This window comes from Paraburkholderia gardini, assembly GCF_907164545.1.
In the GTDB taxonomy this organism is placed as follows: domain Bacteria; phylum Pseudomonadota; class Gammaproteobacteria; order Burkholderiales; family Burkholderiaceae; genus Paraburkholderia; species Paraburkholderia gardini.
Genome location: NZ_CAJQZB010000010.1, coordinates 22,213 through 46,587 on the forward strand (window position 1 = coordinate 22,213; position 24,375 = coordinate 46,587).

At 64.8% G+C, this 24,375-nt stretch carries 24 protein-coding genes; 12 read left to right on the forward strand and 12 right to left on the reverse strand.

Translation table 11 applies throughout. The features are described 5' to 3' along the window. Positions 1-13 precede the first annotated feature (13 nt). Positions 14-778, reverse strand: a complete 765-nt coding sequence (locus LPA37_RS09550) for a GntR family transcriptional regulator (protein WP_229012402.1) — start codon at positions 776-778, stop codon at positions 14-16. Between the two features lie 236 nt (positions 779-1,014). Here LPA37_RS09550 and LPA37_RS09555 point away from each other — a divergent pair, with 236 nt between their 5' ends. The 3 genes from LPA37_RS09555 to LPA37_RS09565 all read left to right on the forward strand — a co-directional run bounded on the left by LPA37_RS09555 (position 1,015) and on the right by LPA37_RS09565 (position 3,164). Then, positions 1,015-2,313 carry an MFS transporter gene (locus tag LPA37_RS09555; RefSeq protein ID WP_228983796.1) on the forward strand — a complete coding sequence of 433 codons (1,299 nt, stop codon included), beginning with the start codon at positions 1,015-1,017 and terminating at the stop codon, positions 2,311-2,313. Positions 2,314-2,611: 298 nt separating this feature from the next. Next, a complete protein-coding gene (locus LPA37_RS09560; RefSeq protein ID WP_229012465.1) occupies positions 2,612-2,905 on the forward strand; it encodes a type II toxin-antitoxin system Phd/YefM family antitoxin in 294 nt (97 codons plus the stop codon). Then, the gene (locus LPA37_RS09565) at positions 2,862-3,164 is read left to right on the forward strand and encodes a Txe/YoeB family addiction module toxin (RefSeq protein ID WP_228981692.1); all 303 of its coding nucleotides are present in this window, start codon (positions 2,862-2,864) and stop codon (positions 3,162-3,164) included. Before LPA37_RS09560 ends, LPA37_RS09565 begins: the two co-directional genes overlap by 44 nt. Before the next feature lie 76 nt (positions 3,165-3,240). Here the strand turns inward: LPA37_RS09565 and LPA37_RS09570 are convergent, their stop codons facing one another. Next, complete coding sequence (locus LPA37_RS09570; protein ID WP_229012403.1) at positions 3,241-4,167, reverse strand: DMT family transporter; 927 nt, start codon at positions 4,165-4,167, stop codon at positions 3,241-3,243. Positions 4,168-4,272: 105 nt separating this feature from the next. Here LPA37_RS09570 and LPA37_RS09575 point away from each other — a divergent pair, with 105 nt between their 5' ends. Continuing rightward, on the forward strand, positions 4,273-5,145 hold the full coding sequence (locus LPA37_RS09575; protein ID WP_228981694.1) for a LysR substrate-binding domain-containing protein: 873 nt from the start codon (positions 4,273-4,275) through the stop codon (positions 5,143-5,145). Here the strand turns inward: LPA37_RS09575 and LPA37_RS09580 are convergent. From LPA37_RS09580 to LPA37_RS09605, 6 genes are all read right to left on the reverse strand, one after another. Next, on the reverse strand, positions 5,130-6,224 hold the full coding sequence (locus LPA37_RS09580; RefSeq protein WP_228981695.1) for an ABC transporter ATP-binding protein: 1,095 nt from the start codon (positions 6,222-6,224) through the stop codon (positions 5,130-5,132). The genes LPA37_RS09575 and LPA37_RS09580 overlap by 16 nt on opposite strands. An 81-nt stretch (positions 6,225-6,305) precedes the next feature. Next, positions 6,306-7,988: an ABC transporter permease gene (locus LPA37_RS09585; protein WP_229012404.1), complete on the reverse strand. Its 1,683-nt coding sequence runs from the start codon at positions 7,986-7,988 to the stop codon at positions 6,306-6,308. Between the two features lie 10 nt (positions 7,989-7,998). Continuing rightward, entirely contained in the window at positions 7,999-9,021 is a 1,023-nt protein-coding gene (locus tag LPA37_RS09590; protein WP_229012405.1) for an iron ABC transporter substrate-binding protein, read from the reverse strand. A 92-nt stretch (positions 9,022-9,113) separates the two neighbouring features. Then, positions 9,114-10,412, reverse strand: a complete 1,299-nt coding sequence (gene efeB / locus LPA37_RS09595) for an iron uptake transporter deferrochelatase/peroxidase subunit (protein WP_229012406.1) — start codon at positions 10,410-10,412, stop codon at positions 9,114-9,116. Positions 10,413-10,417: 5 nt separating this feature from the next. Then, positions 10,418-11,578, reverse strand: a complete 1,161-nt coding sequence (locus LPA37_RS09600; protein ID WP_229012407.1) for an NHL repeat-containing protein — start codon at positions 11,576-11,578, stop codon at positions 10,418-10,420. Positions 11,579-11,657: 79 nt separating this feature from the next. Continuing rightward, positions 11,658-13,175 (reverse strand): carbohydrate porin, encoded by a 1,518-nt coding sequence (locus LPA37_RS09605; RefSeq protein ID WP_407672506.1) that lies wholly within the window; start codon positions 13,173-13,175, stop codon positions 11,658-11,660. Positions 13,176-13,691: 516 nt separating this feature from the next. On the opposite strand from LPA37_RS09605, the gene LPA37_RS09610 reads away from it, so the two are divergent. The 8 genes from LPA37_RS09610 (at position 13,692) to hutC (LPA37_RS09645) (ending at position 21,353) form a co-directional block, all read left to right on the forward strand. Next, positions 13,692-14,522: an arylamine N-acetyltransferase family protein gene (locus tag LPA37_RS09610; protein ID WP_228981708.1), complete on the forward strand. Its 831-nt coding sequence runs from the start codon at positions 13,692-13,694 to the stop codon at positions 14,520-14,522. Between the two features lie 12 nt (positions 14,523-14,534). Then, positions 14,535-15,212, forward strand: coding sequence for a methyltransferase family protein (locus LPA37_RS09615; RefSeq protein ID WP_228981709.1), 678 nt, complete (start codon positions 14,535-14,537; stop codon positions 15,210-15,212). 338 nt (positions 15,213-15,550) lie between these two features. Next, entirely contained in the window at positions 15,551-16,411 is an 861-nt protein-coding gene (locus tag LPA37_RS09620; RefSeq protein ID WP_228981710.1) for a transporter substrate-binding domain-containing protein, read from the forward strand. Between the two features lie 140 nt (positions 16,412-16,551). Beyond that, a complete protein-coding gene (locus LPA37_RS09625) occupies positions 16,552-17,274 on the forward strand; it encodes an ABC transporter permease (RefSeq protein ID WP_228981712.1) in 723 nt (240 codons plus the stop codon). Between the two features lie 15 nt (positions 17,275-17,289). After that, positions 17,290-18,042 (forward strand): ABC transporter permease, encoded by a 753-nt coding sequence (locus tag LPA37_RS09630; protein WP_229012408.1) that lies wholly within the window; start codon positions 17,290-17,292, stop codon positions 18,040-18,042. Positions 18,043-18,081: 39 nt separating this feature from the next. Beyond that, on the forward strand, positions 18,082-18,873 hold the full coding sequence (locus LPA37_RS09635; RefSeq protein ID WP_229012409.1) for an ABC transporter ATP-binding protein: 792 nt from the start codon (positions 18,082-18,084) through the stop codon (positions 18,871-18,873). A gap of 8 nt (positions 18,874-18,881) precedes the next feature. Next, positions 18,882-20,507, forward strand: a complete 1,626-nt coding sequence (locus LPA37_RS09640; protein WP_228981718.1) for an HAL/PAL/TAL family ammonia-lyase — start codon at positions 18,882-18,884, stop codon at positions 20,505-20,507. A 153-nt stretch (positions 20,508-20,660) separates the two neighbouring features. Beyond that, positions 20,661-21,353: a histidine utilization repressor gene (hutC, locus tag LPA37_RS09645; protein WP_228981855.1), complete on the forward strand. Its 693-nt coding sequence runs from the start codon at positions 20,661-20,663 to the stop codon at positions 21,351-21,353. A 5-nt stretch (positions 21,354-21,358) separates the two neighbouring features. Here the strand turns inward: hutC (LPA37_RS09645) and hutC (LPA37_RS09650) are convergent, their stop codons facing one another. Genes hutC (LPA37_RS09650) through LPA37_RS09665 form a run of 4 tightly spaced genes read right to left on the reverse strand, consistent with a single transcriptional unit; the run spans position 21,359 to position 24,342 of the window. Beyond that, entirely contained in the window at positions 21,359-22,126 is a 768-nt protein-coding gene (gene hutC / locus LPA37_RS09650; RefSeq protein WP_228981721.1) for a histidine utilization repressor, read from the reverse strand. Next, the gene (locus LPA37_RS09655) at positions 22,123-22,992 is read right to left on the reverse strand and encodes an amino acid ABC transporter ATP-binding protein (RefSeq protein WP_324251763.1); all 870 of its coding nucleotides are present in this window, start codon (positions 22,990-22,992) and stop codon (positions 22,123-22,125) included. The genes hutC (LPA37_RS09650) and LPA37_RS09655 overlap by 4 nt, the downstream gene beginning before the upstream one ends. Before the next feature lie 26 nt (positions 22,993-23,018). After that, entirely contained in the window at positions 23,019-23,681 is a 663-nt protein-coding gene (locus LPA37_RS09660) for an amino acid ABC transporter permease (RefSeq protein WP_229012410.1), read from the reverse strand. A 10-nt stretch (positions 23,682-23,691) separates the two neighbouring features. After that, entirely contained in the window at positions 23,692-24,342 is a 651-nt protein-coding gene (locus tag LPA37_RS09665) for an amino acid ABC transporter permease (RefSeq protein WP_229012411.1), read from the reverse strand. Positions 24,343-24,375 lie beyond the last annotated feature (33 nt).

Consider the following 24,375-nt stretch of genomic DNA (forward strand, 5'->3'; position numbering starts at 1 on the left):
TTCAACTCCCGGGTCAGGTCGGCTTGCGGGACGCGCGCGGCCGGCGGGTTTTGGGTTGCGCGGCATCGGCCTCGATGCGCTCGGTGATAAAACGATAAAGCAGCTCGCCCGTGCCGAGCAGATGGCGCACGACGAGCGCCTGCGCCCCGGCGATGTCATGCCGGCGCACGGCGTCGAGGAGGGCGACGTGTTCCTGGTCGGATTCGCCCTTGTAGCTCGGCAAACCCAGTTTGAGCCGCAGATACCGTTCGCCGCGCCGGTGCAGCGTAGCCATCAGCTCTTCGAGTTGTGGCCGGCCGGCCGGCGCGTAAAGACTCATGTGGAACGCGCGGTTGCGGGCCGCGTAAAGCGTCGAATCGGGTTCCCGTTCGGCCACCTTGCAGAGCCTTTCGCATTCGCGCAACGTTGCCGCCGTGTGAAGCGGAATGGCGAGCCCAATCGCCAGACTTTCGAGCGCCGAGCGGATTTCGTAGATTTCCCGCGCCTCGGCCGCGGAGAGCGGTGCGACCGTCGCACCCTTGTGAATCTCGACCCTGGCCCAGCCTTCGCTTTCCAGCTGGCGTAGCGCCTCGCGCACGGGGATCGCGCTCACCGAGAAATGCCGGGCGATCGCGTCCTGTCGCAGCGGCGCACCCGGCGCCAGCGTGCCTTCGACGATCGCCGCGCGCAGCGCGTCCGCGATCACATGGGACGTGCTGGCCCGCGGCACCGCGGCCTCTGGAAGAAGAGAGACCGGTTTGCCGTCGTGTAAGGGAAAACCACTCGTTGCTTCGCTCATAAGATAAAATATTATATATGAAATGATGCATTCTCCAGCAGGAGAAACCCGGGTTCCACGACGTTTCACAGGCTTCCCGCCATGCCGGCCATGCGCCGCGCAACGGCATCGCCGGTGAATTCAGGTCGACCGGCACCCGTGGATCATAGCGGCAAGATCGCCCGGCTTTTGTCTGGCAGACGCGCTGCACGGTCGTTCAGAAGCACGTATTCCAACCGTATTACCGGAGGAGCATGATGAATTCACTGACGGACCGCGCGGCTGGCGCGCGGCATCGCACACCGCTCAACCGCTCGCAGATCGCAGGTTTCTGGGGCGCGTGGGCAGGCTGGACACTCGACGGGATGGACTCGTTCATCTACGCGCTTGTCCTCACGCCCGCGCTCACCGAACTGCTGCCGAATTCAGGATATGCGGCGACGCCGGCTAACGTCGGCCTCGCGGGCTCGATCCTGTTCGCGCTCTTTCTCGTCGGCTGGGGGCTGTCGTTTATCTGGGGGCCGCTTGCCGACCGCTTCGGCCGCACCAAGGTGCTGGCCGGCACGATCCTCACATTCGCGATTTTCACGGGGCTCTCAGCGACCGCGCACAACGTGTGGGAACTCGGCATCTACCGTTTCATTGCCGGTGTCGGGATCGGCGGCGAATGGGCGCTGGCCGGTACCTATGTTGCCGAAGCGTGGCCGGAAGACCGTCGCAAGATGGGTGCGGGCTATCTTCAGACCGGTTACTACGCGGGCTTCTTTCTTGCCGCCGCGCTGAACTACACGGTCGGCGTGCATTACGGCTGGCGCGCGATGTTCCTGACGGGCGCGGTGCCGGTCGTGTGCGCGATCCTGATCCTGCTGCGCGTGAAAGAGCCGGAGAAATGGTCGAAGACCGAAGCGCAGGCCGTACGCAGCAAACCGCTGCGCGAGATTCTCGGGCCGACATACCGTCGCCGCACGTGGGTGGCCTGCGCGCTCCTGACCATCGCGATCATCGGGCTGTGGGCGGGCGCGGTGTACGAACCGTCCGCGGTGATCCAGCTCGCGACGCGGGCCGGCATGACAAAACCCGAGGCGATCAAGATGGCGTCGATCGCGACGGGGCTGCTTTCGATCGCGACGATCATCGGCTGTCTCGCGTTGCCGCCGCTTGCCGAGCGCATCGGGCGCAAGAAAACACTCGCGGTCTATTTCGCCGGCATGGCGGTGTCGATCGTGGGCGCGTTCGGCTGGGCGTTCTATCTGCCGAACGGCCTCGCGCCGTTCATCGCGTGGCTGGTTGTGCTGGGTTTCTTCGGCGGCAATTTCGCGCTCTTCAGCCTGTGGCTGCCGGAGCAGTTCGAAACCCGCGTGCGCGCGACGGCGTTCGCGTTCTGCACGTCCTTCGGACGGTTCGTGGGCGCGGGCGTGAACTTCCTGCTCGGCGCCGCCGTGCTGAACATGCACACGCTCGGCGTGCCGGTCGCGATCACGGCGGTTGTCTTCGTGATCGGCCTGTTCATCATTCCGTTCGCGCCGGAGACCAGAGGGGAGGTCCTGCCGCAATGACCGGACAGCGGCGCGGGCGTGTTCCGCCGCGCCGCACGTTCGCAACGCCTGGTTCACTGGCCATCCGGCCGACTGTCAGTCGCCGCCGCCGCATGTCATGATTTGCCTCAAGGTTGCAGGCAGACGTGGCATCGGCGGCGGATTGTCTTGTTGTACGGTGTTCTGTACAATGGAACATCCGATGGATAGCTGTCTTGTCCCACATGTTTTCCCGCCAGGGAGGCCCGTGAAAGCAGCGCTGCCAACCCAATCTGACAGGAGCGACCGGAGCGAAACCACTCAGGTCGGGAACCCGCAAATGAACGTTCTAACTTATAGCGAAGCGCGTGCCGGCTTCAAGCAGGCAATGGATGACGTGTGCCGCGACCATACGCCGATGATGATCACGCGGCAAAGCGGCGAGCATGTCGTGATGGTGTCGCTCGATGATTTCAATGCGATGCAGGAAACCCTGTATCTGTTGAGCTCGCCGAAGAACGCTGAACGGCTTGCACGTTCCATTGCCCAGGTGAAGGCCGGCAAGGTGGTTCGACGCAACCTGCTGACACATGAGCAATCAGAAGAGCCGCAACAAAGAGGCCGCAAGGGCTGATGCCGCGTTTGCCTTCACGGACGAAGCGTGGGAAGACTATCTGCACTGGCAGCAGACCGATCACAAGGTTCTGCGCAACATCAACGCACTGCTCGAGGAGTGCCGGCGCGATCCGTTCAGGGGAACCGGCAAGCCCGAGCCGCTGGTGGGTAATCTGAGCGGCTTCTGGTCGAGGCGCATCACGCGGGCGGACCGCCTCGTGTATCTGCCGGAAGACGGTTTGATCTATGTGATCGCCTGCCGTTTCCACTACGAGTGAGCGAATGAGCGGGTGTGCGTGGCGGCGCGGTTGCGAAACCGCGCCGAACGCGCCAGACGCGCAACCACCGCGCGGTTCAACCGGAACGGGCCCGCGTGCCGGGCAGCACGACCGAAAGCAGCGGCCAGCCGAGGTTCACGCCGAGGCTCGCGGCGACGATCAACGCCATGCCAGCGAGTTGCAGCGGCGAGAGCGCGCGGCCGTAGACGAGCGCATCGACGGCGATGGCCGTGAGCGGATAGACGAACAGCAGCACGGCGATGACGGGCGTCTGCAGCTTCGGCAGCGCGCCATAGATCAGCACGTACGAGAGGCCGGTATGGAGCACGCCCATGCCGATGACCCAGAACCACTGCTGCGGCGAAAGATGTACCGACCCAAGCGGTGCAACGAATGCCGCAATCAAAGGCAGACAGACCACGCCCACCAGACATTGCGCGAGCGTCAACAGATGCGGGCGCAGGTCGCCAAGGCTCTTCGCGATCAGCGTGACGCTCGCGTACAGCACCGAGCCGGCGAGCGCTTCGCCGATCCCGATCAGGTAGCTCGCATGGCCCTGCACGTTCCCGCTCGCGATCACACCCGAAGCGAGCACGAGCCCGACGAACGCCGTGCCGATCCAGCCGAGGCGGTCGATGCCGAGCCGCTCGTTGAAGAGCGCCGCGCCCATCAGCACGACCCAGAACGGCTGCACATGAAACACGACCGTCGCGACGGCGATGCTCGTGCGATGAATCGAATCGAAGAATCCTACCCACTGCGTGACCATCAGCACGCCCGAGATGACAGCGAGCGTCACCGTGCGTCGCGTGAAAAAGCGGCGCGCGAAGAAGCCTTTCCACGCGCAGTACGCGAAGAGCGCGAGAAAACCGAACAGGCAGCGAAAAAACACGAGCGTGAGCGCGCCGAGCCGCGCCTCTTCGACAAAGATCCCGATGGTGCCCATCAGCAGTCCGCCGGCGGCCAGTGTGACGGCCCCTTGCTGGCGTTCGGTGATGTTCATGAAAAATAGCTCCCTCGCATGCGTCGACGAACCGAGTATCGATGACTTGCCGGGCACTCACAAACGAATTAAATTGAGAAATCCCATAAGCCAAATTGATAAATCATGCATCCCGAATTCGATGTCGATCTGTTGCGTACGTTCGTCGCGGTGGTGGAGGCGGGCAGTTTCACGAAGGCGTCGGTGACGGTGCACCGGTCGCAGGCGGCCGTCAGCATGCAGATCAAGCGGCTGGAACGCATGCTGGACACGACGCTCTTCATGCGCGACACGCGCAATCTCGCGCTGACGCGTCCGGGCAACACGCTGCTCGAATACGCGCGGCGGATGCTCGATCTGCACGAGGAAGCGTGGTCGGCGATTGCGCGGCCGGATGTGAGCGGGCGCGTCGTGCTCGGCGCGCCGGACGATTACGTGTCGTCGCTGCTTTCGCCGGTGTTGCGGCGCTTTTCGAACCTGTATCCGCGCGTGGAGATCGAGATCGTCTGCGCGCAAAGCACGGCGCTCGCACCGATGCTGGCCGACAACAAGATCGATCTCGCGTTCGTCACGCGTGACCGCAGGCTGCGCGGCGACTTCGTGCGTCGGGAGGAGATGGTGTGGGTCGGCGCGCCCGACGATACCTCGGTGCTCGCGACGTCGCCGCTACCGGTCGGGCTGTACGAGCATGGCTGCGTCGCGCGGGCGCATACGCTCGCGGCGCTCAACGGCGCGGGCATCAAGTACCGCGCCGCGTATAGCAGCGCGAGTCTGCTGGGGCTCGTGGCAACCGTCGATGCGGGGCTTGCCGTCGTGGCGCTCGCGCGTTGCAGCGTGCCGTCGCGGCTCTCGATTTACGGCGAGGCGCAGGGGCTGCCGGTCATCGAACCACTGGAGATCGTCGTTGCCCGCAGCGCGAAATCCGACCGTCCGACGTGCGACTATCTCGCCGCGCAGATGATGCAGGATCTGTCGGTGCGCGCTCAGGCGCGCGCGTAGCCTGTCACTTCGCCGTCGACGGCGAGCCGCACATGCTCGCCAGGCTGCGGGCTGCGATAACCCGGCACGCGGGCGCGAATCGCGGTGCCGTTCAGCGGCACAGCCTTGCCGTTTGTGTTCGCCGCGTCATCGTCCAGCAACTGCAGTACGACGCTGGCGTCCTGGCCGTTGAACGTCACTTCGCGCACGACCGCGCCGAACGTCGGCACGCCGTCGCGCGTCAGGTCGTGTGCGTGCAGCACGTGAATCTGTTCGGGGCGCACCATGACATCGATCGGTCCGTCCGCCACGGGCGCCGACAGCTTCAGTTCACCGAGCGCGCACCGGGCGATATCGGATGACGCGATGCCCGGCAGCAGCACCGCTTCGCCGACAAATGAAGCGAGTTCGCGTGAGACAGGTCGCCGGTAGAGCGTTTGCGGCGTCGCGGTCTGGATCAGCTTGCCGTTCCACAACACGGCGACTTCGTGCCCGAGCGAAAGCGCTTCCGACTGGTCGTGCGTGACGAGCACCGCAGTCGCACCCGCGGCGGCGAGCGCATCCGCTACCGCCTGGCGCGTTTCGAGCCGCAGCGCGGCGTCGAGCGACGAGAACGGCTCGTCGAGCATCACGAGCGTCGGCGAGGGCGCGAGCGCGCGGGCCAGTGCGACACGCTGCTGCTGCCCGCCGGACAACTGCTGCGGCGCGCGGTTTGCATAATCGGGCGCGAGGCCCACAAGTTCCAGCAGTTCCGCGACGCGATGCTGCGCACGACGCTGTCCACGCGGCAGGCCGAACACGATGTTGTCGGCAACCGAAAGATGGGGAAACAGCGCGCCTTCCTGCGGCACATAGCCGATACGCCGCAGCTCGGACGGCAGATGCAGGTTGTCGCCCGCGACCCGGCGGCCGTCGATTTCGATCGTGCCGCTATCGGCGTGCTCGAAGCCGCACAGCACGCGCAGCAGCGTGGTCTTGCCGCTGCCGGACGGACCCAGCAGTGCCAGCAGCGTGCCGCGCTCGACTGAAAGATCGATGCCGTGCAGCACCGTGTGACCGTCGAAGGACTTGTGCAGCCCGCTGATACGAAGATTGCTCATGTGAACCAGATGGAAAAAGCGGGGCGTCGGGGCGTTGTGAGGCGTGCGGATGCGCGCAATTATGCGTCGATTTTGCGTCCGTCAGCGATGTGCGGCGCGGTTTTGGCGCAAGGCGGGCTGTGAAACGGACTCCGAAGCCGGCTGTGATGCCGCCCGCAAAGCGGGATTGTGATCGCGCCCGAGCAGCGCCGAGCGGCCGAGCAGCGCGAACAGCAGGCCGGAGGCGCACAGCGAAATGGCCGTCAGCAGCGCGGCGTAAGGCGCGGCGGCGGCGAACGCGAGCGTCGAGGTATCGGACCATACCTGCGTCGCGAGCGTATGCGTGCCGATCGGCGAGAGCAGCAGCGTCGCGTTGAGTTCGGTGACGACCGAAATGAAAACCATCGAAGCCGCCGCACCGAGGCCCGGGCCTGCCAGCGGCAGCAGCACACGAAGGAGCGTCTGCGTCCAGTTCAGACCGAGCGCGCGGGCGGTTTCCTCGAGACGCGGTTGCGCCTGCGCGAGGGCGGCGCGCACGCTGACGAGCGCGAGCGGCATGAAGAGGATCGCGTAGGCGATCACGAGCAGCGTCGCGCCCTGATACAGCGGTTGCAGCGCATGCACGGCGAGCGAGACGATCGCGAGCGCGATCACGAGCCCGGGCACGCCCTGCGCGAGAAACACGGTGCGCTCGAAGACGGTCGCGAGCCGTCCGGGAAAACGCACGAGAAGAAACGCGAGCGGAATAACGAGCATGGTCGTGACGAGCGCGGCGGCAAGCCCAAAACCAACCGACGACATCGTCGCGTTGAACAGCAGTTCCGGCGACACCTCGGCCGGCGTGACAGCCGCCGCGCCTTCCTGCGTGAGCCAGAAGCCGATCATGCCGAGCGGCACGCCGAGCGTGACGATCGCGAGCGTGGCGAAGCCGCCAGTCACGATCCAGCGCCACTTGCCGAGGTCATAGCGCAGCGCGGCGCGGCGCGCGCCGCGATCGACGCGCTCATACCTCGCACCGCCGCGCACGCGAAATTCGAACGCGAGGCATACGAGACACAGCGCGATCAGCAGGCACGCCATCACCGAAGCGCCGCTGCTGTCGAAGCTCGTGCGGAACTCGGCGTAGATCTGCGTGGTGAATGTGCGAAAACGCAGCAGCTGGAACGCACCGAATTCGGACAGCACGCCGAGCGCCACGAGCAGCATGCCGCCGAGGAGAGCAGGGCGCAGTTGCGGCAGCACCACGCGCATGAACGTGGCATAGCGTCCGCAGCCCAGCGCGCGTGCGCTTTCCTCGAGCGCCGGATCCATGCCGCGCAGCGAGGCGGCCACCGGCAGATACACGAGCGGAAAATACGCCGACGTGATCACCAGCAGCGCGCCCGCGAAGTCCTGCAAATCGAGACTCAGCGACACCCACGCGTAACTCGTGATGAACGGCGGCATCGCGAGCGGCGCGGCGGCGAGCACGGCCCACACACGACGTCCCGGTACATGCGTGCGTTCGACGAACCACGCGGCGGCCGTGCCGATCACGCTGCACGTAAGCGTCGCGCTGACGGTAATCATCAGCGTATTGACGAACAGTTCGCCGACGAGCGGTCTGAACACGAGTTCGAGCGTGTCGTCGAAACCGAACGTCGTCGCGCGATAAAACGTAAACGCGAGCGGCAGCAGCACCAGCAATGCGCTGATTGCCGCTGCCGCCAGCAGACCGCGCGGCGCGCGTTTCGTGGCGCGCGCCGGTGCGGGAGCCGCCGTGGCGGCAATGACTATTTCACTCATCGATGGCGCGTTACAGCAGGCCCGCCTGACGCAGCAGCTTGCCGGCCTGGCTGTCGTCGCCGAGCTGTTCGAGCGTGAGCGCCGGCGGCGTCAGTTCAGCGAACGGCTTGAGGATCGGGTCGGCCGCGACACCCGCGTGCAGCGGATATTCGTAGCTGACGCGGCTCTTCGCCATCAGGCTCTGCGCGCGTTCGCTGACCAGATACTTCAGGAACTGCTGCGCGCCATCCGGGTTGTGCGCGGTTTTCAGCACGGCCGCACCCGACACGTTCACGAGTGCGCCCGCGTCGCCGTTGCCGTAGTGATAGATCGCGCTGCGCGTGGCCTTGTCGCCGAGTTCGGTGTGCAGGCGTGCCCAGTAGTAGTTGTTGATGATGCCGGTTTCGACGCCGCCACGGTTGACGGCGGCGACCACGCCTTCGTCGTCATCGAAAATCTGCGCGTTCTTTTTCAGGCCCTTGAGCCATTGCAGCGTCTCGTCATGGCCCTTCAGCGCGAGCACGGCGCTCACGAGCGGCAGGAAGTCGCCGTCGCTCGGTGCAATGCCGACGCGGCCTTTCCACTCGGGCTTCGTCAGATCGAACAGCGAAGGCGGCAGTTGCGACGGCTGCAGTTTCGTCGTGTTGTACGCGAGCACGTTTTCACGCGCTGTCACGCCGACCCACTGGCCCGCCGGCGAGCTGAAACGCGCGGGGATCGTCGCGAGCGTCGCGGGGGCGACCTTCGCGAGCATGCCCTTTTCCTCGAGCAGCATCAGTTCGGGCGAGTTTTCCGTGAAGTACACGTCGGCCGGTGTCGCCGAGCCTTCCGCGACGAGCTGCGCCGCGAGCGCCGGACCTTCGCCGCTGCGGATCTTCACCGAAATGCCCGATTCCTTTTGGAAGTCCTTCGCGAGCATGTCGACAACCTGCTCGTGCTGCGCGCTGTACAGCACAAGCGAAGCAGCGTGCGCGGCAGGCGCCGTCAGCGGCAGCGACAGTGCGGCGGCGATGAACGACGCGCCAAGGCGCGCGCGAAACCAGGATTGAGTCATGATTCTTATATCCCCTTGATGTGTTGATCCAATGCGTTGTGTGCGCGGTGCGGGCCCAGGGCTTGAAGCGACGCCCATGTGGCCCGCGCGGCCTATGTTTCGAACAGACCCGCGCCGATGTACGAACCCGGCCGCGCGCCCGGCGGGCAGGCGAATATCGCGCTGCCGACGTGCGTCGTGAACTGGTTCATCATGTCGAACTTCGCGAGCTTTTCGTTGATCGGAATGAAGCCGGTGCGCGGATCGCCCTGATGCGCGATGAAAATGAGTCCGGCGTCGTACTCCGTTTCCTGGCGCCATGGCGGCCAGCGCTCGATGTAGAAATTCGTGCCGTCGTTGTACGAATACGAGCGGCGCAGAATCTGCGCGCCGTTGTTCGATGCCTCATTCGAGAGCCGCACGTGCGCGTTCTGCGCGATGACCGGATTGCCGTCCTTGTCCTCGGCTTTGAGGTCGAGCGCGTCGACTTCGTTTTTCATGCCGATTGGCGCGCCGCTGTACTTGTGCCGGCCGAACACTTCTTCCTGGAAGCCGAGCTCCATCTGGTCCCAGTGTTCGAGCGTGATGCGGATACGGCGCACGACCGTGTACGTGCCGCCCTGCATCCACGGCGCGTCGGGCGCGTTGGCCCAGACGAACTGGTTCATCAGCGGCGCTTTCGCTATCGAAGGATTGTTCGTTCCGTCCTTGAAGCCCATCAGGTTGCGAGGCGTCTGCCCGCGCGGACCGGACAGGAAACCCGCCTGGCCCCAGCGCATCGCGATCGCGCCGTAACCCATGCGCGCGAGTTGCCGCACCGCATGGAACGCGACCTGCGGATCGTTCGCGCACGCCTGGATGTAGAGGTCGCCGCCGGTCTTCTGCGCGACCAGCTGGTCGCCGTTAAAGCGCGGCAGGTCGACGAGCGCGGCGGGCCGGCGGTTCGCGATGCCATAGCGGTCCTTACCTTCCTGCGTGAAGAGGCCAGGGCCGAAGCCGAACGTGATCGTGAGACCCTGCGGGCCGAGGCCGAGGATATCGGCCGAATCGGGCGCGGGTTTGTCGTCGGGCGTGTCGAGCGGGGCGGCGGTCGCGCCCTGTGTCATGCGCGCGGCGGCGTCGGTCCATGCGCGCAGGAGGCCGATCACGTCGTCGCGCTTGCCGGTCGTGAGATCGAACGCCGCGACATACGTATGGCTCTGCTGCGGCGTGACGATGCCGCCCTGATGCGCGCCGAAGAACGGCTCGACAGCGCGCTGCGGATCGTCCGCATGGGGCTTGCCGGGCGCAGCCTGGGCCGCCTGGGCGACGCCCGTCGCGCCAAGCCCGGCGCCCGCCGCCACCGCGGCGCCGCCTGCCTTGAGAAACCCGCGTCGCGACGGGCGCGCTGGGGGTGTGGGGTCGTTTGCCATATTGCTTACTTCGCGAGCACGAGCGTGTTCACGTCATCCTGTACGTAGTAGAAACCATCGCCTTGCGGCGTCATTGCAATGCCGAACAGGTCGCCATTACCCGGCGGCGATTGCGCCTTGTCCGTGTCGATCCAGCGTGCGTACAGCTGCTTGCCTTCGACCGGATCGATTTCGACGACCTGGCCGTTGAGCGCGTTCGTCACGAGCAGATGGCCGTTCGGCGCCGTCACCATCGCGAGCGGGCGGTGCAGCAGACCGTCGGCGCTGACCTGACGGCCGACGCCCGCGCTCGTATCGCGCGTCATCGGTTCGTCGATTTCGGTCACGCGGTTGCCGATCGCATCGGACACATACAGCAGCGACTGGTCCTTCGACAGCGCGAGGCCCGTCGGTCCGACGAGGAACACGCCCTTGTCGGCCTGCGCGCCAAAGCCGCTGCCGACGACCGTTTCCTTCTTCACGACCGGCGGCTTGCCCTGCGGGATGTCGAGGTCGAGCCGCAACACGGTGGCCTGCTTGAACACGGGCGGCGTGCCGTCGGCACCACCGACGCCGAAGCCCGCGTTGCTCACGAAGAGCGTCGCGCTCGTGCCGTTATCGACGACGGCCATGTTGCCCCACGGGTCGTTGATGTTCGGGCTCACGATCGTCGATGCCACCTTGCCCTGCGGGTCGAGCACGATCAGGCAGCCGGCGCCCTTCGTGCCGGTGGTGCCGTCATTGCTCGGCGTGCTGCCGACGATCACCCAGCCCGACTTCAGCATCGTCATCGCGGTCGACAGGCCGATGCCGCCCGGGCATGCCTTCAGGTCGCGCGGCACGGTGGCGAACGTCGACATCTGCTTCGTGTCGGGGTGATAGTCGATGATCGTGCTGCCGGTGCCCTGCAGGTTCGTCGCGTTGTTGAAGTTGCCGACCAGCACGTCGCCCTGTTTGACCGTGCCAGCGGAAACGGGCGCGACGACAATCGCGTACGGGTTCTGGTCGCCGTTGTCGGGCACCGTGTTGATGAGCGTCTCGTGATGTTTCAGCGTCTCGAGAAAGCCCTTCGATTCCGCGTGTGCCGCGCCCGCGGCGAACAGTGCGGCGAAGGTCAGCGCGGCGGTGAGCGTGGCGCGGGGGGTGCCCGTCGTGCGGCGTGCTGCCTGGCGCGTGGGGTAGGTCATATATGTCTCCGTGCCGCTCGCGCAAAACGTTGATGCCGTCATGATCGAATGCGTAGGGTTCGGTTAAGTAAGGAAAGCGTTAGAACGTGATGTTGGTTCGCACGCCGATCACAAACGTATTGCGCAGTGCCTGGGTCGGGTCGTTCGGGTTCTGGCCCGCGCCTGCGTTGAACGTGTACTGCGCGTCGGCCTGCAACTGCCACCACGGCGTGACCTGATACTGATAGGTCGCTTCCAGCACCGTTTCGCTGTTGCGGATCGGGTACGGGCCGCCGCTGAACGTGAGGTTGTCGCTATCGAAGTCGCGGGCGTGGCTGCCGACCTTGATGTACGTCAGCGCGATGCCGGCGGAGTCGTCGTCGCGACCGGCGAACGGCGCCTTCAGCACGAGGCCGAGGTTGGCGCTGGCGCTGATCAGGTTGCGGTCGCCCGGCGCGCCCATCACGCGCATGAACACACCGAGACTGCGCGGCTCGTCCGGATCGGGGCGCCAGACCATCTGGTCAGCGACCGCGTAAAAGCTGTAGTCGCCGTGATGCGATTGCGGCGTGCCGGTCGAGAGCGCTGTGTTCGCGAGCGGCACGCCCGTGTTGTCGAAGCGCTGGTCGTCGAAGCGGCCGCTGTTGTACCAGACGCCGACCTTGTACGTGCCCGGCAAACCGCTCTGGCTTACGCGGACAATTTCGCCGTCAGCCGGCTGGTTGATCGCGTACTGCAACTCGCCGATGAAGAGCGCGCCGTTGTGCAGGTTGAAGTTCGTGCCGCTGAGGTTGTCCGGATTGTTGCCGAGTGGATCGCCGTCGAAAACGCCGGCCAGCGCGGTGAGCGAGGGCGTGATCTGTCCGCGCACGCGCACGCCGGGCGCCGCCAGCGGATATGCCGGGCCACCCGACGGCATGTCATACGAAGGCACACCTGGCCAGCCGAACATCGTGTTCACGAAGAGCGCCGAATACTGGCTCGTCATGAACTCCTGGTCGATACTCTGCTGACCGACCTTGATGTCGACACGCTTGTTGAGCAGTGACTGCTGGTACCACAACTCCCACAGACGGGTTGTTGCCTGCGCCTCGATACCGCTTGCCGTATTCAACGTGCCGAGCTTGTTTTCGCTCAGATTCTGGCCGTGAATCTGCAACGCGCTCACGTTGAACAAGCCGCCTGGCAGACCGAACGCTTTTTGCGTATCGACCTGCACGGTGGCTGTCGTCAAACCGTCGTAATCGCCGCCGCGCGCGAGACCGCCGCGCAGGTTCGCGAGATATTCGCTGGTTTCGGTGAGGCCGAACGTCACGCCGTATTTGCCGAGCCACGGACGTATGCCGCCGATATCGCCCAGCAGCGTTTCACGTGTCCACACACCGGTCCATTGATCCGCGGGCTGCGCCTTGATGTTCAGATCGGCTTCGGGTGCTTCGGGCGTGGCATCGGGACTTGCCGCCGCGTAAGCCGCACTGCCGGCCATGCTCGCCAATGCGAACGCTGTATAGAACGCCGCCCTGCGAAGGGGTGGAACGCGCATCGCGCGAATACGCGACGGGGTCTTCGCACGCGGACGCGCTGTACGAGCGAGTCGGGTGGACCGGGCGAGCTTCATCGAAATCCTTGTTGTTGGTATTTGCGTAACGATTTTCGAGGCGAGAGATGCAATAGCCGGAAATCAGGTCGCGGCAGAGGTCGGTGATATGACGCACTGCGGATGTCACGAATCGTACGCATCCCGTATATCGCAGTCAACACAAATGAGAATGATTCGCATATACATTACTTTTATATATACAAAAGATTGACGGACTCCGATAAAAACCATTTGCGCGTAATTGTTAAGAAATACAAACGTAATTACATTGAAAGAATATGTTCGATTTATCGACAAGGATGGCTGGATAACCGCGCATCGAATCGTCGATATTCGCGGGGCACAATGGGATGAGCGTGCGGCCACGATCGCGTGCGAGGGCACGCGCGGCGCGCGGTGCGTATCGAAAACCGCCCAGCGCGCGACGTTGCGCGGCGTTAAGATTGCTTGCGCAGCGCGTCCATTCGACTCTGCCCGCGTGGCTTTCGCTTACGTTCTGATCCTGATTTCGATGCGACCCGGCAGGAGCCCTCGATGACCCCTTCACTCGATCTCGACCGCTATTTCGCGCGGATCGGCTACGCCGGCCCGCGAACGCCGACGCTCGATGTCCTGAGCGACGTGCAGCGTCTGCACGCGCACGCGATCCCATTCGAAAACCTCGATCCGCTGACGGGCCGCCGTGTCTCGCTCGAACTGGAGGACGTGGTCGACAAGCTGGTGGTGCGCCGTCGCGGCGGTTACTGCTTCGAGCAGAACCGGCTGTTCGCGCACGCGCTGATGCAGCTCGGTTTTGCCGTGACACCGCTGATCGCGCGCGTGTTGTGGGGCCGCGATCCGGACGCCGTGCCGGCGCGCACGCACATGCTGATGCGCGTCGATCTCGACGGCGAGCCGTGGATAGCCGATGTCGGCTTCGGCTCGGCGACACTGACGTCGCCGCTGCGCCTGATCGCGGACGAAGTGCAGCAGACCACGCTCGAAGCGTTCCGGCTCGCAAATGCATCGCACGGTGCGTTCGATCTCGAACTGCAAACCGGCGACACCTGGGCGAAGGTGTATCGCTTCGATCTGAACCGCGTCGAATGGATCGATTACGAAGTAGGCAACTGGTACACGTCGACGTATCCGACGTCGTTCTTCACGACGGATCTCGTGGTGACGCGGGTCGTGCCGGAAGGCCGCGCGAATCTCTTCGACGATCGCCTGACTGTGCGCACGAAAACGGGCCACGTGACCGAACGGCAGATCGGCGATGCGAGCGAGCTCGCCGACGTGCTGCGCGGCCTTTTCGGCATCGATACGGGCGATATCGATATCGCGGCCGTGTTCGGGCGCGTGAAAGGGCGCGCGGCGCGCACATAGGCGCCTGAAACCATGATCACGCGGCTCATTGTCCAGACCGTGCTGTGGCTCGTGGGCATGGGCGTGCTGATGTTCGTCGCGGCCGGCACGTGGGCGTGGCCGGCGGCATGGTGTTACCTGGTTGAGATGGGGGCGCTCGGGTTGTGGATCGGCCTGCGGCTCGCACGGGACGATCCCGGTCTGCTCGAAGAGCGGCTCAAGCCGTTCGTGCAGCACGACCAGAGCGCCTGGGACAAGTGCTTCATGGCCGCCGTCGCGATCGTGTGGTGTGCGTGGCTCGTGCTGATGGCGCTCGATGCACGACGCTGGCAGTGGTCGTCCATGCCGGCATGGCTGCACGTTGCCGGCGCGATCGCGATGTTTCTGTGCGTCTGGATGACGGGGTACGTGTTCCGTGCGAACAGCTTCGCCGCGCCCGTCGTCAAGGTGCAGGCCGCACGCGGACATCGGGTCTGCGACACCGGCCCGTATGCGTGGGTGCGCCACCCGATGTATGCGGCGGCGATCCTGTTTTTCGTCGGCTCACCACTGCTACTCGGCTCCTGGTGCGGGCTCGCGTGCCTGCCGGTGCTGGTGGCCGGCATCGGCTGGCGCGCCGTGATGGAAGAGCGCACGCTCGCCACGCAGTTGCCCGGCTATGCGGACTACGCCGCGCGCGTCAGATACCGGCTGGTGCCGGGCGTATGGTGAACCGGTGAATCGGTAGCGATTGCGCTGGCGTCGGCATGAACGACAAGACGCACGCGCGGGTGCGCCAGCTTGAAGCACGGGCGAGTGAGCCTGCACCAACCTGTCTAGACAAAATGCCCCATTGCAGCGCGAATATCCTCACTGCCCGCAGGCAGATTTCCTCCTGGAAGCGCCTCTGAAAGCCTTGATATATAGGGCTTACCCGAACATCTGGCGGTTTTTCGACAAATTTTCTTGCGACTGCTTTTTGTCTCGTGCAGACTTGTCTATACAAATTCGCCGGGCGGGTAATCGCTTGTCAGGTGAGCCGGTGGTTCCTCAATCCATGGAGATTCGACGTGAAGGTCAAGCGCACTACGTTGGCAAAGGCATTGGTTGGCGCAGTTCTCTGCACCGCGGCGGCAATCGCGGCACCCGTGCAGGCGAAGGAATGGAAGTCCGTCACGGTCGCACTCGAAGGCGGTTACGCGCCGTGGAACCTGACGCTGCCAGGCGGCAAGCTGGGCGGCTTCGAACCGGAACTGGTCGCGAACCTGTGCACCCGCGTCAAGATTCAATGCAACCTCGTCGCCCAGGACTGGGACGGCATGATTCCCGGTCTGCAGGCCGGCAAGTTCGACGTGCTGATGGACGCGATCTCGATCACGCCTGAGCGCGAAAAGATCCTTGCCTTCTCGCGGCCGTACGCCGCGACGCCCGCCACGTTCGCCGTGACCGACCCGAAGGTGCTGCCGAAGGCATCGCCCACGGCGGCGGCCATCAAGCTGACGGGCGACCCGAAAACCGACCAGCCGACCGTCGACGCACTGCGCAAGCTGCTGAAGGGCAGGACGATCGGTATCCAGTCGGGCACCGTCTATACGAAGTTCATCAACGACGGCTTCAAGGACATCGCCACGATCCGCGTCTACAAGACTTCGCCGGAACGCGATCTGGATCTGGTCGCGGGCCGCATCGACGCATCGTTTGACGACGTGACGTACTACGTCGCGAACAGCGACAAGAAAGAAAACGCATCGATCATGCTGGCTGGACCGAAGATCGGCGGCCCGATCTGGGGTCCGGGTGAAGGCCTCGCGTTCCGCAAGCAGGACGCCGACCTGAGAGCGAAGTTCGACACGGCAATCAGCGCCGCGCTCGCGGACGGCACGGTGAAAAAGCTGGCCGAAAAATGGTTCAAGACCGACGTCACGCCCTGAGTTCCTGGCCGGCATGACCGCGCCGCGCCGCCTCGGTCACGGCGGGCGGCGCCCGCATGCAGTATCGCTGTAACGGTTCGCCCGGCAGGTGTGGCACGCGAACCACCGGTTCATCGATGGTACAGGTTGAGGAGTAGCGAATGGCTCTGATCGGAATGCTCGGCTTCGGGCCGGAGGGCTGGGGCGGCGTGTTGCTGCTCGCGGCGTTGATGACAGTCGCGCTGACGCTCGCCGCGCTTGCAGTGGGCGCCGTGTTCGGCGGGTTTGTCGCCGCGGCCAAACTGTCGCGCTATCGCACGTTGCGCGTGACCGGCGATTTCTACACGACGGTGTTTCGCGGCGTGCCCGAACTCCTCGTCATCTATCTGTTCTACTTCGGCGGCTCGACGCTCGTCACCACAATCGGTCAGTGGTTCGGCGCGGAAGGCTTCGTCGGCGTGCCGCCGTTCGTCATCGGCGCGCTGGCCGTCGGCATGATTTCCGGCGCGTATCAGGCGGAGGTCTACCGCTCGGCGGTGCTGGCGGTGTCGAAGGGCGAACTCGAGGCGGCCCGCGCCACCGGCATGCCGACCGCGCTGGTCGCGCGCCGCATCCTGATTCCGCAAGTGCTGCGCTTCGCGCTGCCGGGCATCGGCAACGTATGGCAGCTGAGCCTCAAGGACTCGGCGCTGATCTCCGTCACGGGGCTCGCCGAACTGCTGCGCGCGAGCCAGATCGCAGCGGGATCGACACATCAATATTTCACGTTCTTCGTCGTGGGCGGTGCGCTGTATCTGCTGATGACAGGCATCTCGAACCGCGTCTTCAACCGTGCGGAAGCGCGGGTCGGCCGGTCGTTCAAGCGCAACTTCGCGCGCAACTGACAGGACGCCGCCATCATGCATCTCGACTTCGATTTTCTTTTCGACACGCTGCGCCAGCTGCTCGGCGCCGTTCCGGTCACGCTCGGCCTGTTCTTTTCGTCGCTCGTGCTGGGCGGACTGCTTTCGCTCGTGATCGTGACGATGCGCGTGTCGTCGCACTGGCTGCCGAACCGTTTCGCGCGCGGCTATATCCTCGTGTTTCGCGGCTCGCCGCTGCTGATCCAGATGTTCCTCGTGTACTACGGGCTCGGCCAGTTCGGCGTGATCCGCGAGAGTTTCATCTGGCCGCTGCTGCGTGAGCCATACATGTGCGCGGTGCTCTCGCTCGCGCTGTGTACCGCGGGTTATACGGCGGAAATCATTCGCGGCGGCCTGATCGCCGTGCCGGTCGGACAGATCGAGGCGGGCTATTCGATCGGCCTCTCGGGTTTCGCGCTGCTGCGCCGCGTGATCGGCCCGATCGCGCTGCGTCAATGCCTGCCCGCGTATTCGACCGAAGCCGTGCTGCTCGTCAAGTCGACCGCGCTGGCGAGTCTCGTCACCGTGTGGGAAGTGACGGGCGTCGCGCAGCAGATCATCCAGCAGACCTACCGAACGACCGAAGTGTTCATCTGCGCGGCGCTGATCTATCTGTTCCTTAACTTCGTCATCGTGCGTCTGCTCGGTCTGCTTGAACGCCGCCTGTCGCACCATCTGCGCGAGGCGCCGGCCGCAGCCGCGCCGCGCCCGGTTTCCGCCACCAGCGAAGCCCGCCGTGCCGCACCCTGAAGTGCCGCACCCTGAACGGCAGTCATTCTGGAGAATCACATGAACGCTACGGCACCCGTTGCATTGTCGGTCAAGAACATTCACAAGTCGTTTGGCGAGCATCATGTGCTCAAGGGCATCTCGCTCGATGCGCACGAGGGCGACGTGATCTCGATCCTCGGCGCGAGCGGTTCGGGCAAGAGCACGTTTCTGCGCTGCCTGAACCTGCTCGAAACACCGGACGACGGTTCGGTATCGCTCGCCGGCGAAGAACTGGAAATGAAGCGTCGCAGCGACGGCAAACTGCAGCCGCGCGACCGGCGTCAGGTGGACCGGATCCGTTCGCAGCTCGGCATGGTGTTCCAGAACTTCAACCTCTGGTCGCACATGACGGTGCTCGAAAACCTGATCGAAGGCCCGATGCGCGTGCTGAAGCGCACGCGCGCCGAATCGGTCGAAGAGGCCGAGGCGCTGCTTGCGAAGGTGGGTCTCTCGGAAAAGCGCAGCCACTATCCGGCGCACCTGTCGGGCGGCCAGCAGCAGCGCGTCGCGATCGCACGCGCGCTCGCCATGCATCCGAAGGTCATGCTGTTCGACGAACCGACTTCGGCGCTCGATCCGGAACTGGTCGGCGAAGTGCTGCGCGTGATGCGTTCACTTGCTGAAGAAGGTCGCACGATGCTGGTGGTCACGCACGAAATGGGTTTCGCGCGGCACGTGTCGAATCGCGTGATGTTCCTGCATCAAGGGCAGGTCGAAGCCGACGGCACGCCCGACGAAGTTTTCGGCGAACTCAAATCCGAGCGCTTCAAGCAGTTCGTTTCGAGCCACCATCACCGTACTGCAAACTGAGCGAAATCATGGCTGTTATCCGTTCCGATCGTCCTCTCGACTGGCATCAGGTTGCCGCGATTGCCGCCGGCGAGCCACTGGTACTTTCCGCCGATGCGCGCGCCCGCATTGCCGCGGCGCGCGTGCTCGTCGAGCAGATCGTCGAGCGCGGGATTCGCGCGTATGGCGTGAACACTGGTGTCGGCGCGTTGTGCGATGTGATCGTTTCGCCCTCCGAGCAGCGCACGCTGTCACGCAATATCCTGATGAGCCACGCAGTGGGCGTGGGCGCACCGCTCGGCGTCGCGGAAACGCGCGCGATCATCGCGGCGGCCGTCAACAATTTCGCGCACGGCCATTCCGGCATTCGCCTCGAAGTCGCCGACCAGCTCGTCGCGCTGCTCGATGCCGACTGCCTGCCTGAAGTGCCGGCTTTCGGCTCGGTCGGTTATCTGAGCCACATGGCGCACATCGCGCTGGTGTGCATCGGCGAAGGGCACGCGCGGCATCGCGGCGAGCGCATCAGCGGCCGCGAGGCGCTGCGCCGGCTCGGGCGCGAACCGCTCGTGCTCGAAGCGAAAGAGGGCTTGTGTCTCGTCAACGGCACGCCCTGCGTCACGGGTCTCGCCGCGCTGGCGCTTGCACGGGCCGAACGTCTGCTCGACTGGACCGACGCCGTCGCGGCGATGAGCTTCGAGAACCTGCATGGGCAACTCGCCGCGTTCGACGCCGATTCGCTCGCGTTGCGCGTTTCGCCGGGGCTGAACGTCGTCGGCGAACGGATGCGCAATGCGCTCGCCGACAGCGGCATTCTCGCGGCGGTCATCGGGCGGCACACGCAGGATCCGCTCAGCATGCGGACCATCCCGCATGTGCACGGCGCGGCGCGTGACGTGCTCGTTGCCACGGCGGATGTCGTCAATCGCGAACTCGCCTCGATCACCGATAACCCGATCGTCGCCGGCACGCCCGAAGCGCCGCGCGTGTATTCGCAGGCGCACGCGGTGGGCGCCTCGATCGCGCTCGCCATGGACAGCCTCGCCACCGCGATCGCGCAGGTCGCGGCGATGGCCGAGCGTCGTCTCGACCGGCTCGTCAATCCGCTCGTAAGCGGTCTGCCTGCGTTTCTCGCGGAGCCGGGCGGCACGTGCTCCGGCTTCATGATCGCGCAGTACACGGCGGCTTCGCTCGTCGCGCAGAACCGGCGACTCGCGGCACCCGCGAGTCTCGACGGCGGCATTACGTCCGGGCTGCAGGAGGATCATTTGTGTCACGCGACGCCGGCCGCGCTGAAGACGCTGGAAATCGTCGACAACGCGGGCCGTATCGTCGCGATCGAACTGCTGGCGGCGGCGCAGGCCTACGACCTGCAAACCATCGCCGCCGCCCGCGCGCCGCATACCGACGCGCTGTGGCGCCGGGTACGCAGTCTCGTGCCGACGTACCGCGACGACCGTCCGCTTGCCGGCGACATCGCTGCCGCGTTCCACCTGATCGCGGAGACCGCACCACCGCTTTTCCCGACGCCGGGCAAACTCGCCACGCCGCCCACGGACGACGCTGCGTTCACGTTTGCCAGCAATACGGACATCGCCACCTCCGACACTGCTAACATCGCGGCGAACGATCCTCATTCGGTGGCTAGCGCGGGCTGATAGAGCCCGTCGTGAGCCACCGGATTGACATGGCGGCGGCCCAACCGGCTCGTCCGCCGGCACTTGCGTACAACCCACGAGGTCGACGTGAATCTGAACGAAAGCACAGAACTAAAAGAGGACCGGACGGACAGCGCGCACGCAGCCGTATCGATGAAGGCGCTGCCTGCCTATGAGCAGATCAAGCGTTACGTGGTGAAGCGCATCTCGGAGGGCGTATGGAAGCCGGGCGGGCTGATTCCATCCGAAACCGAACTGGTGAAGGAATTCGGCGTCGCGCGCATGACGGTTTCGCGTGCGCTGCGCGAGCTCACCACCGAGCGTGTGCTCACGCGCGTGCAGGGCTCGGGCACATTCGTCGCGCCGCAGCGCTATGAATCGACCGTGCTGGAAATCCGCAATATCGCCGACGAGATTGCCGCGCGCGGCCACCGTCACACGGCGCGCCTCCTGATGCTCGAACCGGGCGACGATCCGCTTTCGCTCGAAGCGCTTGGCCTTGACGAGGGCCCCGCGTTTCATTCCTGCATCGTGCACGCCGAGGAGGGTGAGCCGATCCAGTATGAAGACCGCTTCGTGAACCCGAAGGTGTTCCCGGCGTATCTCGAACAGGACTTCACGCTCGAAACGCCGAATCACTACATGGTGCGCATCGCGCCGATCCAGCGGGCCGAGTTTCGCATCTACGCGCAAAAGCCGGATGCCAACGTGCGGCGTCATCTGATGATGGAAATCGGCGAGCCGTGCCTGATGCTGTGGCGCAGGACGTGGGTCGGCGACGACGTCGCGACGTCGGTGCGCCTGTGGCACCCGGCTTCGCGTTTCCATCTGGCCGGGCACGTGTGAAGCGTTTATCCCTGACGTAGCGACGTATCGGGCGTGAACCGGCAACCCAGCCGGTAACGCGATCCCGGATGCACGAAGCGTGCGTACGTAACGGCGATACCGCTCGACCACGTGCGCCGCACGAGCGTCAGGCACGGTTCTTCCAGCGCGATCTTGAGCAGCCCGGCTTCGGCGCGCGTCGGCAGTCCGGCGTCGACGATATGTTCGATGTCGTGCGCCGGAACGGTCGCGTACAGATATTCCGAAGGCCGCACGGCGGAGAAATCCTGCTGGATGAAGTCAGGCGCGATCGCCGGGTTCACGTAGCGGTCTTCGAGCTGCACCGGCAGGCCGTTCTCGCGATGCACGCAGATCACATGAAACACCGACGCGCCCGGCGCAAGCCCGAGCGCGTTCGATACGCCGGCCGGCGCGGTCTCGCGTTGCGTGAGTAGCGTGTCGCAGGTGTAGTCGTGGCCGCGTGAACGGATTTCGTCGCCGATGTGCGCGATCATGAGGAGCGTCGACTGCGGCTTCGCTTCGGCGACAAACGTGCCGACGCCGGACACACGGGTGAGCAACCCTTCGCTCGTGAGTTCGCGTAGCGCGCGATTGACCGTCATCCGCGAAACGCCGAGCGATGCGACGAGATCGAGTTCCGAGGGAATGCGGTCGCCTGGCTGGCGCGCACCGGATTCGATCGTGTCGCGAATATGGCGCTTCACCTGTTCGTAGCGCGTGGCCGTGGCGCCCGCGGCGTTTGCGCTTCCGCTACGCGAGGCGTTGCTGCTCACGCGGGTTCTCCATCGGTGCTGCCCTGAGTCCAGAACGCGTTGCGGTCGATGTAGTTCTGCAGGAACTGCCGCAGACGCGGTTGCCGCGCATCATGGAACACGTCACGCGGATTGCCTTCGACGGCAATGCGGCCCTCATCGATAAAGACGACCTTGTCCGCCACCTGCGCGGCGAAGCCCATCTCGTGCGTGACGACAGCCATCGTCATGCCGTCGCGCGCGAGCTGTTTCATCACCTGCAGCACTTCGCCGACGAGTTCCGGATCGAGCGCGGAGGTCGGCTCGTCGAACAGCATGATGTGCGGCTCCATCGCGAGCGCGCGCGCAATCGCCACGCGCTGCTGCTGGCCGCCGGAGAGCTTCGCCGGATACGCGTCGCCCTTGTGCGCGAGACCGACCGTGTCGAGCATCGCGAGCGCCCGCTTGCGGGCCACGTCGCCCGACAGGTTGCGCACGCGCCGCAGCGCTTCCATGACGTTGCCGAGCGCCGTCATGTGCGGCCACAGATTGAACTGCTGAAACACCATGCCGACGTTGCGCCGCACGCGATTGATCTCGCCCTGCGAAGCGCGCACGCGTTTGCCGTTGCGTTCGCTGTATCCGAGCAGTTCGCCTTCGATGCGCACGTCGCCGTGATCGTAGGTTTCGAGCGCGGCGAGACAGCGCAGCAGCGTGCTTTTGCCCGAACCCGACGGCCCGATGATGCAGACCACTTCGGATTTACCGATGTCGAGATCGACGCCGCGCAGCACTTCGTTTTCGCCGAAGCGCTTGCGCAGGTCGCGCACCTGGACGAGCGGCGTGGCGGTGGTGTGTGACGAACCGGACGAAGAAAGAGAAGAGGGCATGTCGGTCATTGCATTCATGTTCACGTCCAGTGTCGCGCCAGGTTTCATGCCATGAAACGGGAGAGACGGTGCTCGGCCCACATGCCCGCGCGCGAGGTCAGTTCGACCAGCGCGAGATAGGAGACGCACAGCACCAGTAGTGTCTCGACGAATGCGAACGTGGCCGAACCGATGCCGGTCAGCACGAACGTGAGTTCGGGCACGGTCACGATCGACAGCACGGCGGTTTCCTTGCTGAGCACGATGATCAGATTCGTCAGCGCGGGCACGATCAGCACCAGCATTTGCGGCACCTGGATACGCACGACCGTTTGCCAGCGCGAAAGCCCAAGGCAAGATGCCGCTTCAAGATGGCCGCGCGGAATGGACTGAAAGCCGGAGCGGAAAGCTTCTGCAAAATAGGCGCTTCCGTAAAGACCCAGACCGAGCACGCCGGCGGTCATCGGTTCGAGCGTGAGGCCGAACGACGGGCCACCGTAATAGAGCAGAAACAGCTGGACGAGAAACGGCGTGCCGCGAAAGAGTTCGATATACGCGCGCAGCACGCCACGCATCCAGCGCCCGCCGAAGAGTTGCAGGACCGCGATGACAAATCCGAGCACGAGGCCGATCAGCACGCCCGCGACCCACGTGCCGAGCGTGGTGAGGAGCCCGGCTGCGATCGGCTGGAGATTGTGCGTGATGACGGTGGGATCGAACTGCTGCATCGCGATGGCCTCAGGCGTGCTGCAAACGGTGTTCGGCGGTGTGTGCGACGAGCGACAGCGCACCGCAGATCACGAAGTAGATGAGCCCGGCAGCGACGTACGCTTCGAGCGGCCGGTACGTGCTGGCGGCGATATTCTGCGCCGTGCGCGTGATTTCAGCGACGCCGACCACCGAGATCAGCGACGACGCCTTGATGAGCAGCACCATTTCATTCACGAGCGAAGGCAGTGTCAGGCGGAACGCTTGCGGCACCTGAATACGCCGCAACATGTCGAGCGGCGACAGGCCAAGCATCCGCGCGGCCTCGATCTGTCCGGGCGGAATGCTGAGAAAGCCGCCGCGCAGAATCTCCGCGATATACGAGGCCGAACAGAGCGAGACCGTGCTGATCGCGGCGACGAGCGGCGATACGTTGATACCCACGAACGGCAGCAGGTAATAGACGAGCAGCAACTGCACCAGCATCGGGACGCCGCGAAAGAAAAACACGTAGGCGCCGCCGAACATGCGGGCCGCGCGATGGGCGGAGAGCCGCGACGAGCAGACGCCCACGGCAACGAAGAAGCCGGTCAGAAGTCCGGTCAGCGAGATTCCGACGGTGGCCAGCGCCGCATGAAGCAGCAGCGGCAGGCCCTGTGCAAAGACGGTTGTGCTGAACATGTCACCTGCAAGCGAAGTCTGGTTGCGGGGTGC

What these genes read in the sequence shown, in the direction of transcription:
- LPA37_RS09555 (WP_228983796.1), top strand. Translation starts at nt 1,015, where the DNA reads ATGAATTCACTGACGGACCGCGCGGCTGGCGCGCGGCATCGCACACCG.
- LPA37_RS09560 (WP_229012465.1), top strand. Translation starts at nt 2,612, where the DNA reads ATGAACGTTCTAACTTATAGCGAAGCGCGTGCCGGCTTCAAGCAGGCA.
- LPA37_RS09600 (WP_229012407.1), bottom strand. Translation starts at nt 11,578, where the DNA reads ATGACCTACCCCACGCGCCAGGCAGCACGCCGCACGACGGGCACCCCC.
- LPA37_RS09605 (WP_407672506.1), bottom strand. Translation starts at nt 13,175, where the DNA reads ATGAAGCTCGCCCGGTCCACCCGACTCGCTCGTACAGCGCGTCCGCGT.
- hutC (WP_228981855.1), top strand. Translation starts at nt 20,661, where the DNA reads ATGAAGGCGCTGCCTGCCTATGAGCAGATCAAGCGTTACGTGGTGAAG.
- LPA37_RS09635 (WP_229012409.1), top strand. Translation starts at nt 18,082, where the DNA reads ATGAACGCTACGGCACCCGTTGCATTGTCGGTCAAGAACATTCACAAG.
- LPA37_RS09660 (WP_229012410.1), bottom strand. Translation starts at nt 23,681, where the DNA reads ATGCAGCAGTTCGATCCCACCGTCATCACGCACAATCTCCAGCCGATC.
- LPA37_RS09610 (WP_228981708.1), top strand. Translation starts at nt 13,692, where the DNA reads ATGACCCCTTCACTCGATCTCGACCGCTATTTCGCGCGGATCGGCTAC.
- LPA37_RS09655 (WP_324251763.1), bottom strand. Translation starts at nt 22,992, where the DNA reads ATGAATGCAATGACCGACATGCCCTCTTCTCTTTCTTCGTCCGGTTCG.
- LPA37_RS09615 (WP_228981709.1), top strand. Translation starts at nt 14,535, where the DNA reads ATGATCACGCGGCTCATTGTCCAGACCGTGCTGTGGCTCGTGGGCATG.
- LPA37_RS09630 (WP_229012408.1), top strand. Translation starts at nt 17,290, where the DNA reads ATGCATCTCGACTTCGATTTTCTTTTCGACACGCTGCGCCAGCTGCTC.
- LPA37_RS09590 (WP_229012405.1), bottom strand. Translation starts at nt 9,021, where the DNA reads ATGACTCAATCCTGGTTTCGCGCGCGCCTTGGCGCGTCGTTCATCGCC.
- LPA37_RS09625 (WP_228981712.1), top strand. Translation starts at nt 16,552, where the DNA reads ATGGCTCTGATCGGAATGCTCGGCTTCGGGCCGGAGGGCTGGGGCGGC.
- LPA37_RS09550 (WP_229012402.1), bottom strand. Translation starts at nt 778, where the DNA reads ATGAGCGAAGCAACGAGTGGTTTTCCCTTACACGACGGCAAACCGGTC.
- LPA37_RS09580 (WP_228981695.1), bottom strand. Translation starts at nt 6,224, where the DNA reads ATGAGCAATCTTCGTATCAGCGGGCTGCACAAGTCCTTCGACGGTCAC.
- LPA37_RS09575 (WP_228981694.1), top strand. Translation starts at nt 4,273, where the DNA reads ATGCATCCCGAATTCGATGTCGATCTGTTGCGTACGTTCGTCGCGGTG.
- LPA37_RS09570 (WP_229012403.1), bottom strand. Translation starts at nt 4,167, where the DNA reads ATGAACATCACCGAACGCCAGCAAGGGGCCGTCACACTGGCCGCCGGC.
- LPA37_RS09585 (WP_229012404.1), bottom strand. Translation starts at nt 7,988, where the DNA reads ATGAGTGAAATAGTCATTGCCGCCACGGCGGCTCCCGCACCGGCGCGC.
- LPA37_RS09565 (WP_228981692.1), top strand. Translation starts at nt 2,862, where the DNA reads ATGAGCAATCAGAAGAGCCGCAACAAAGAGGCCGCAAGGGCTGATGCC.
- LPA37_RS09665 (WP_229012411.1), bottom strand. Translation starts at nt 24,342, where the DNA reads ATGTTCAGCACAACCGTCTTTGCACAGGGCCTGCCGCTGCTGCTTCAT.
- LPA37_RS09640 (WP_228981718.1), top strand. Translation starts at nt 18,882, where the DNA reads ATGGCTGTTATCCGTTCCGATCGTCCTCTCGACTGGCATCAGGTTGCC.
- efeB (WP_229012406.1), bottom strand. Translation starts at nt 10,412, where the DNA reads ATGGCAAACGACCCCACACCCCCAGCGCGCCCGTCGCGACGCGGGTTT.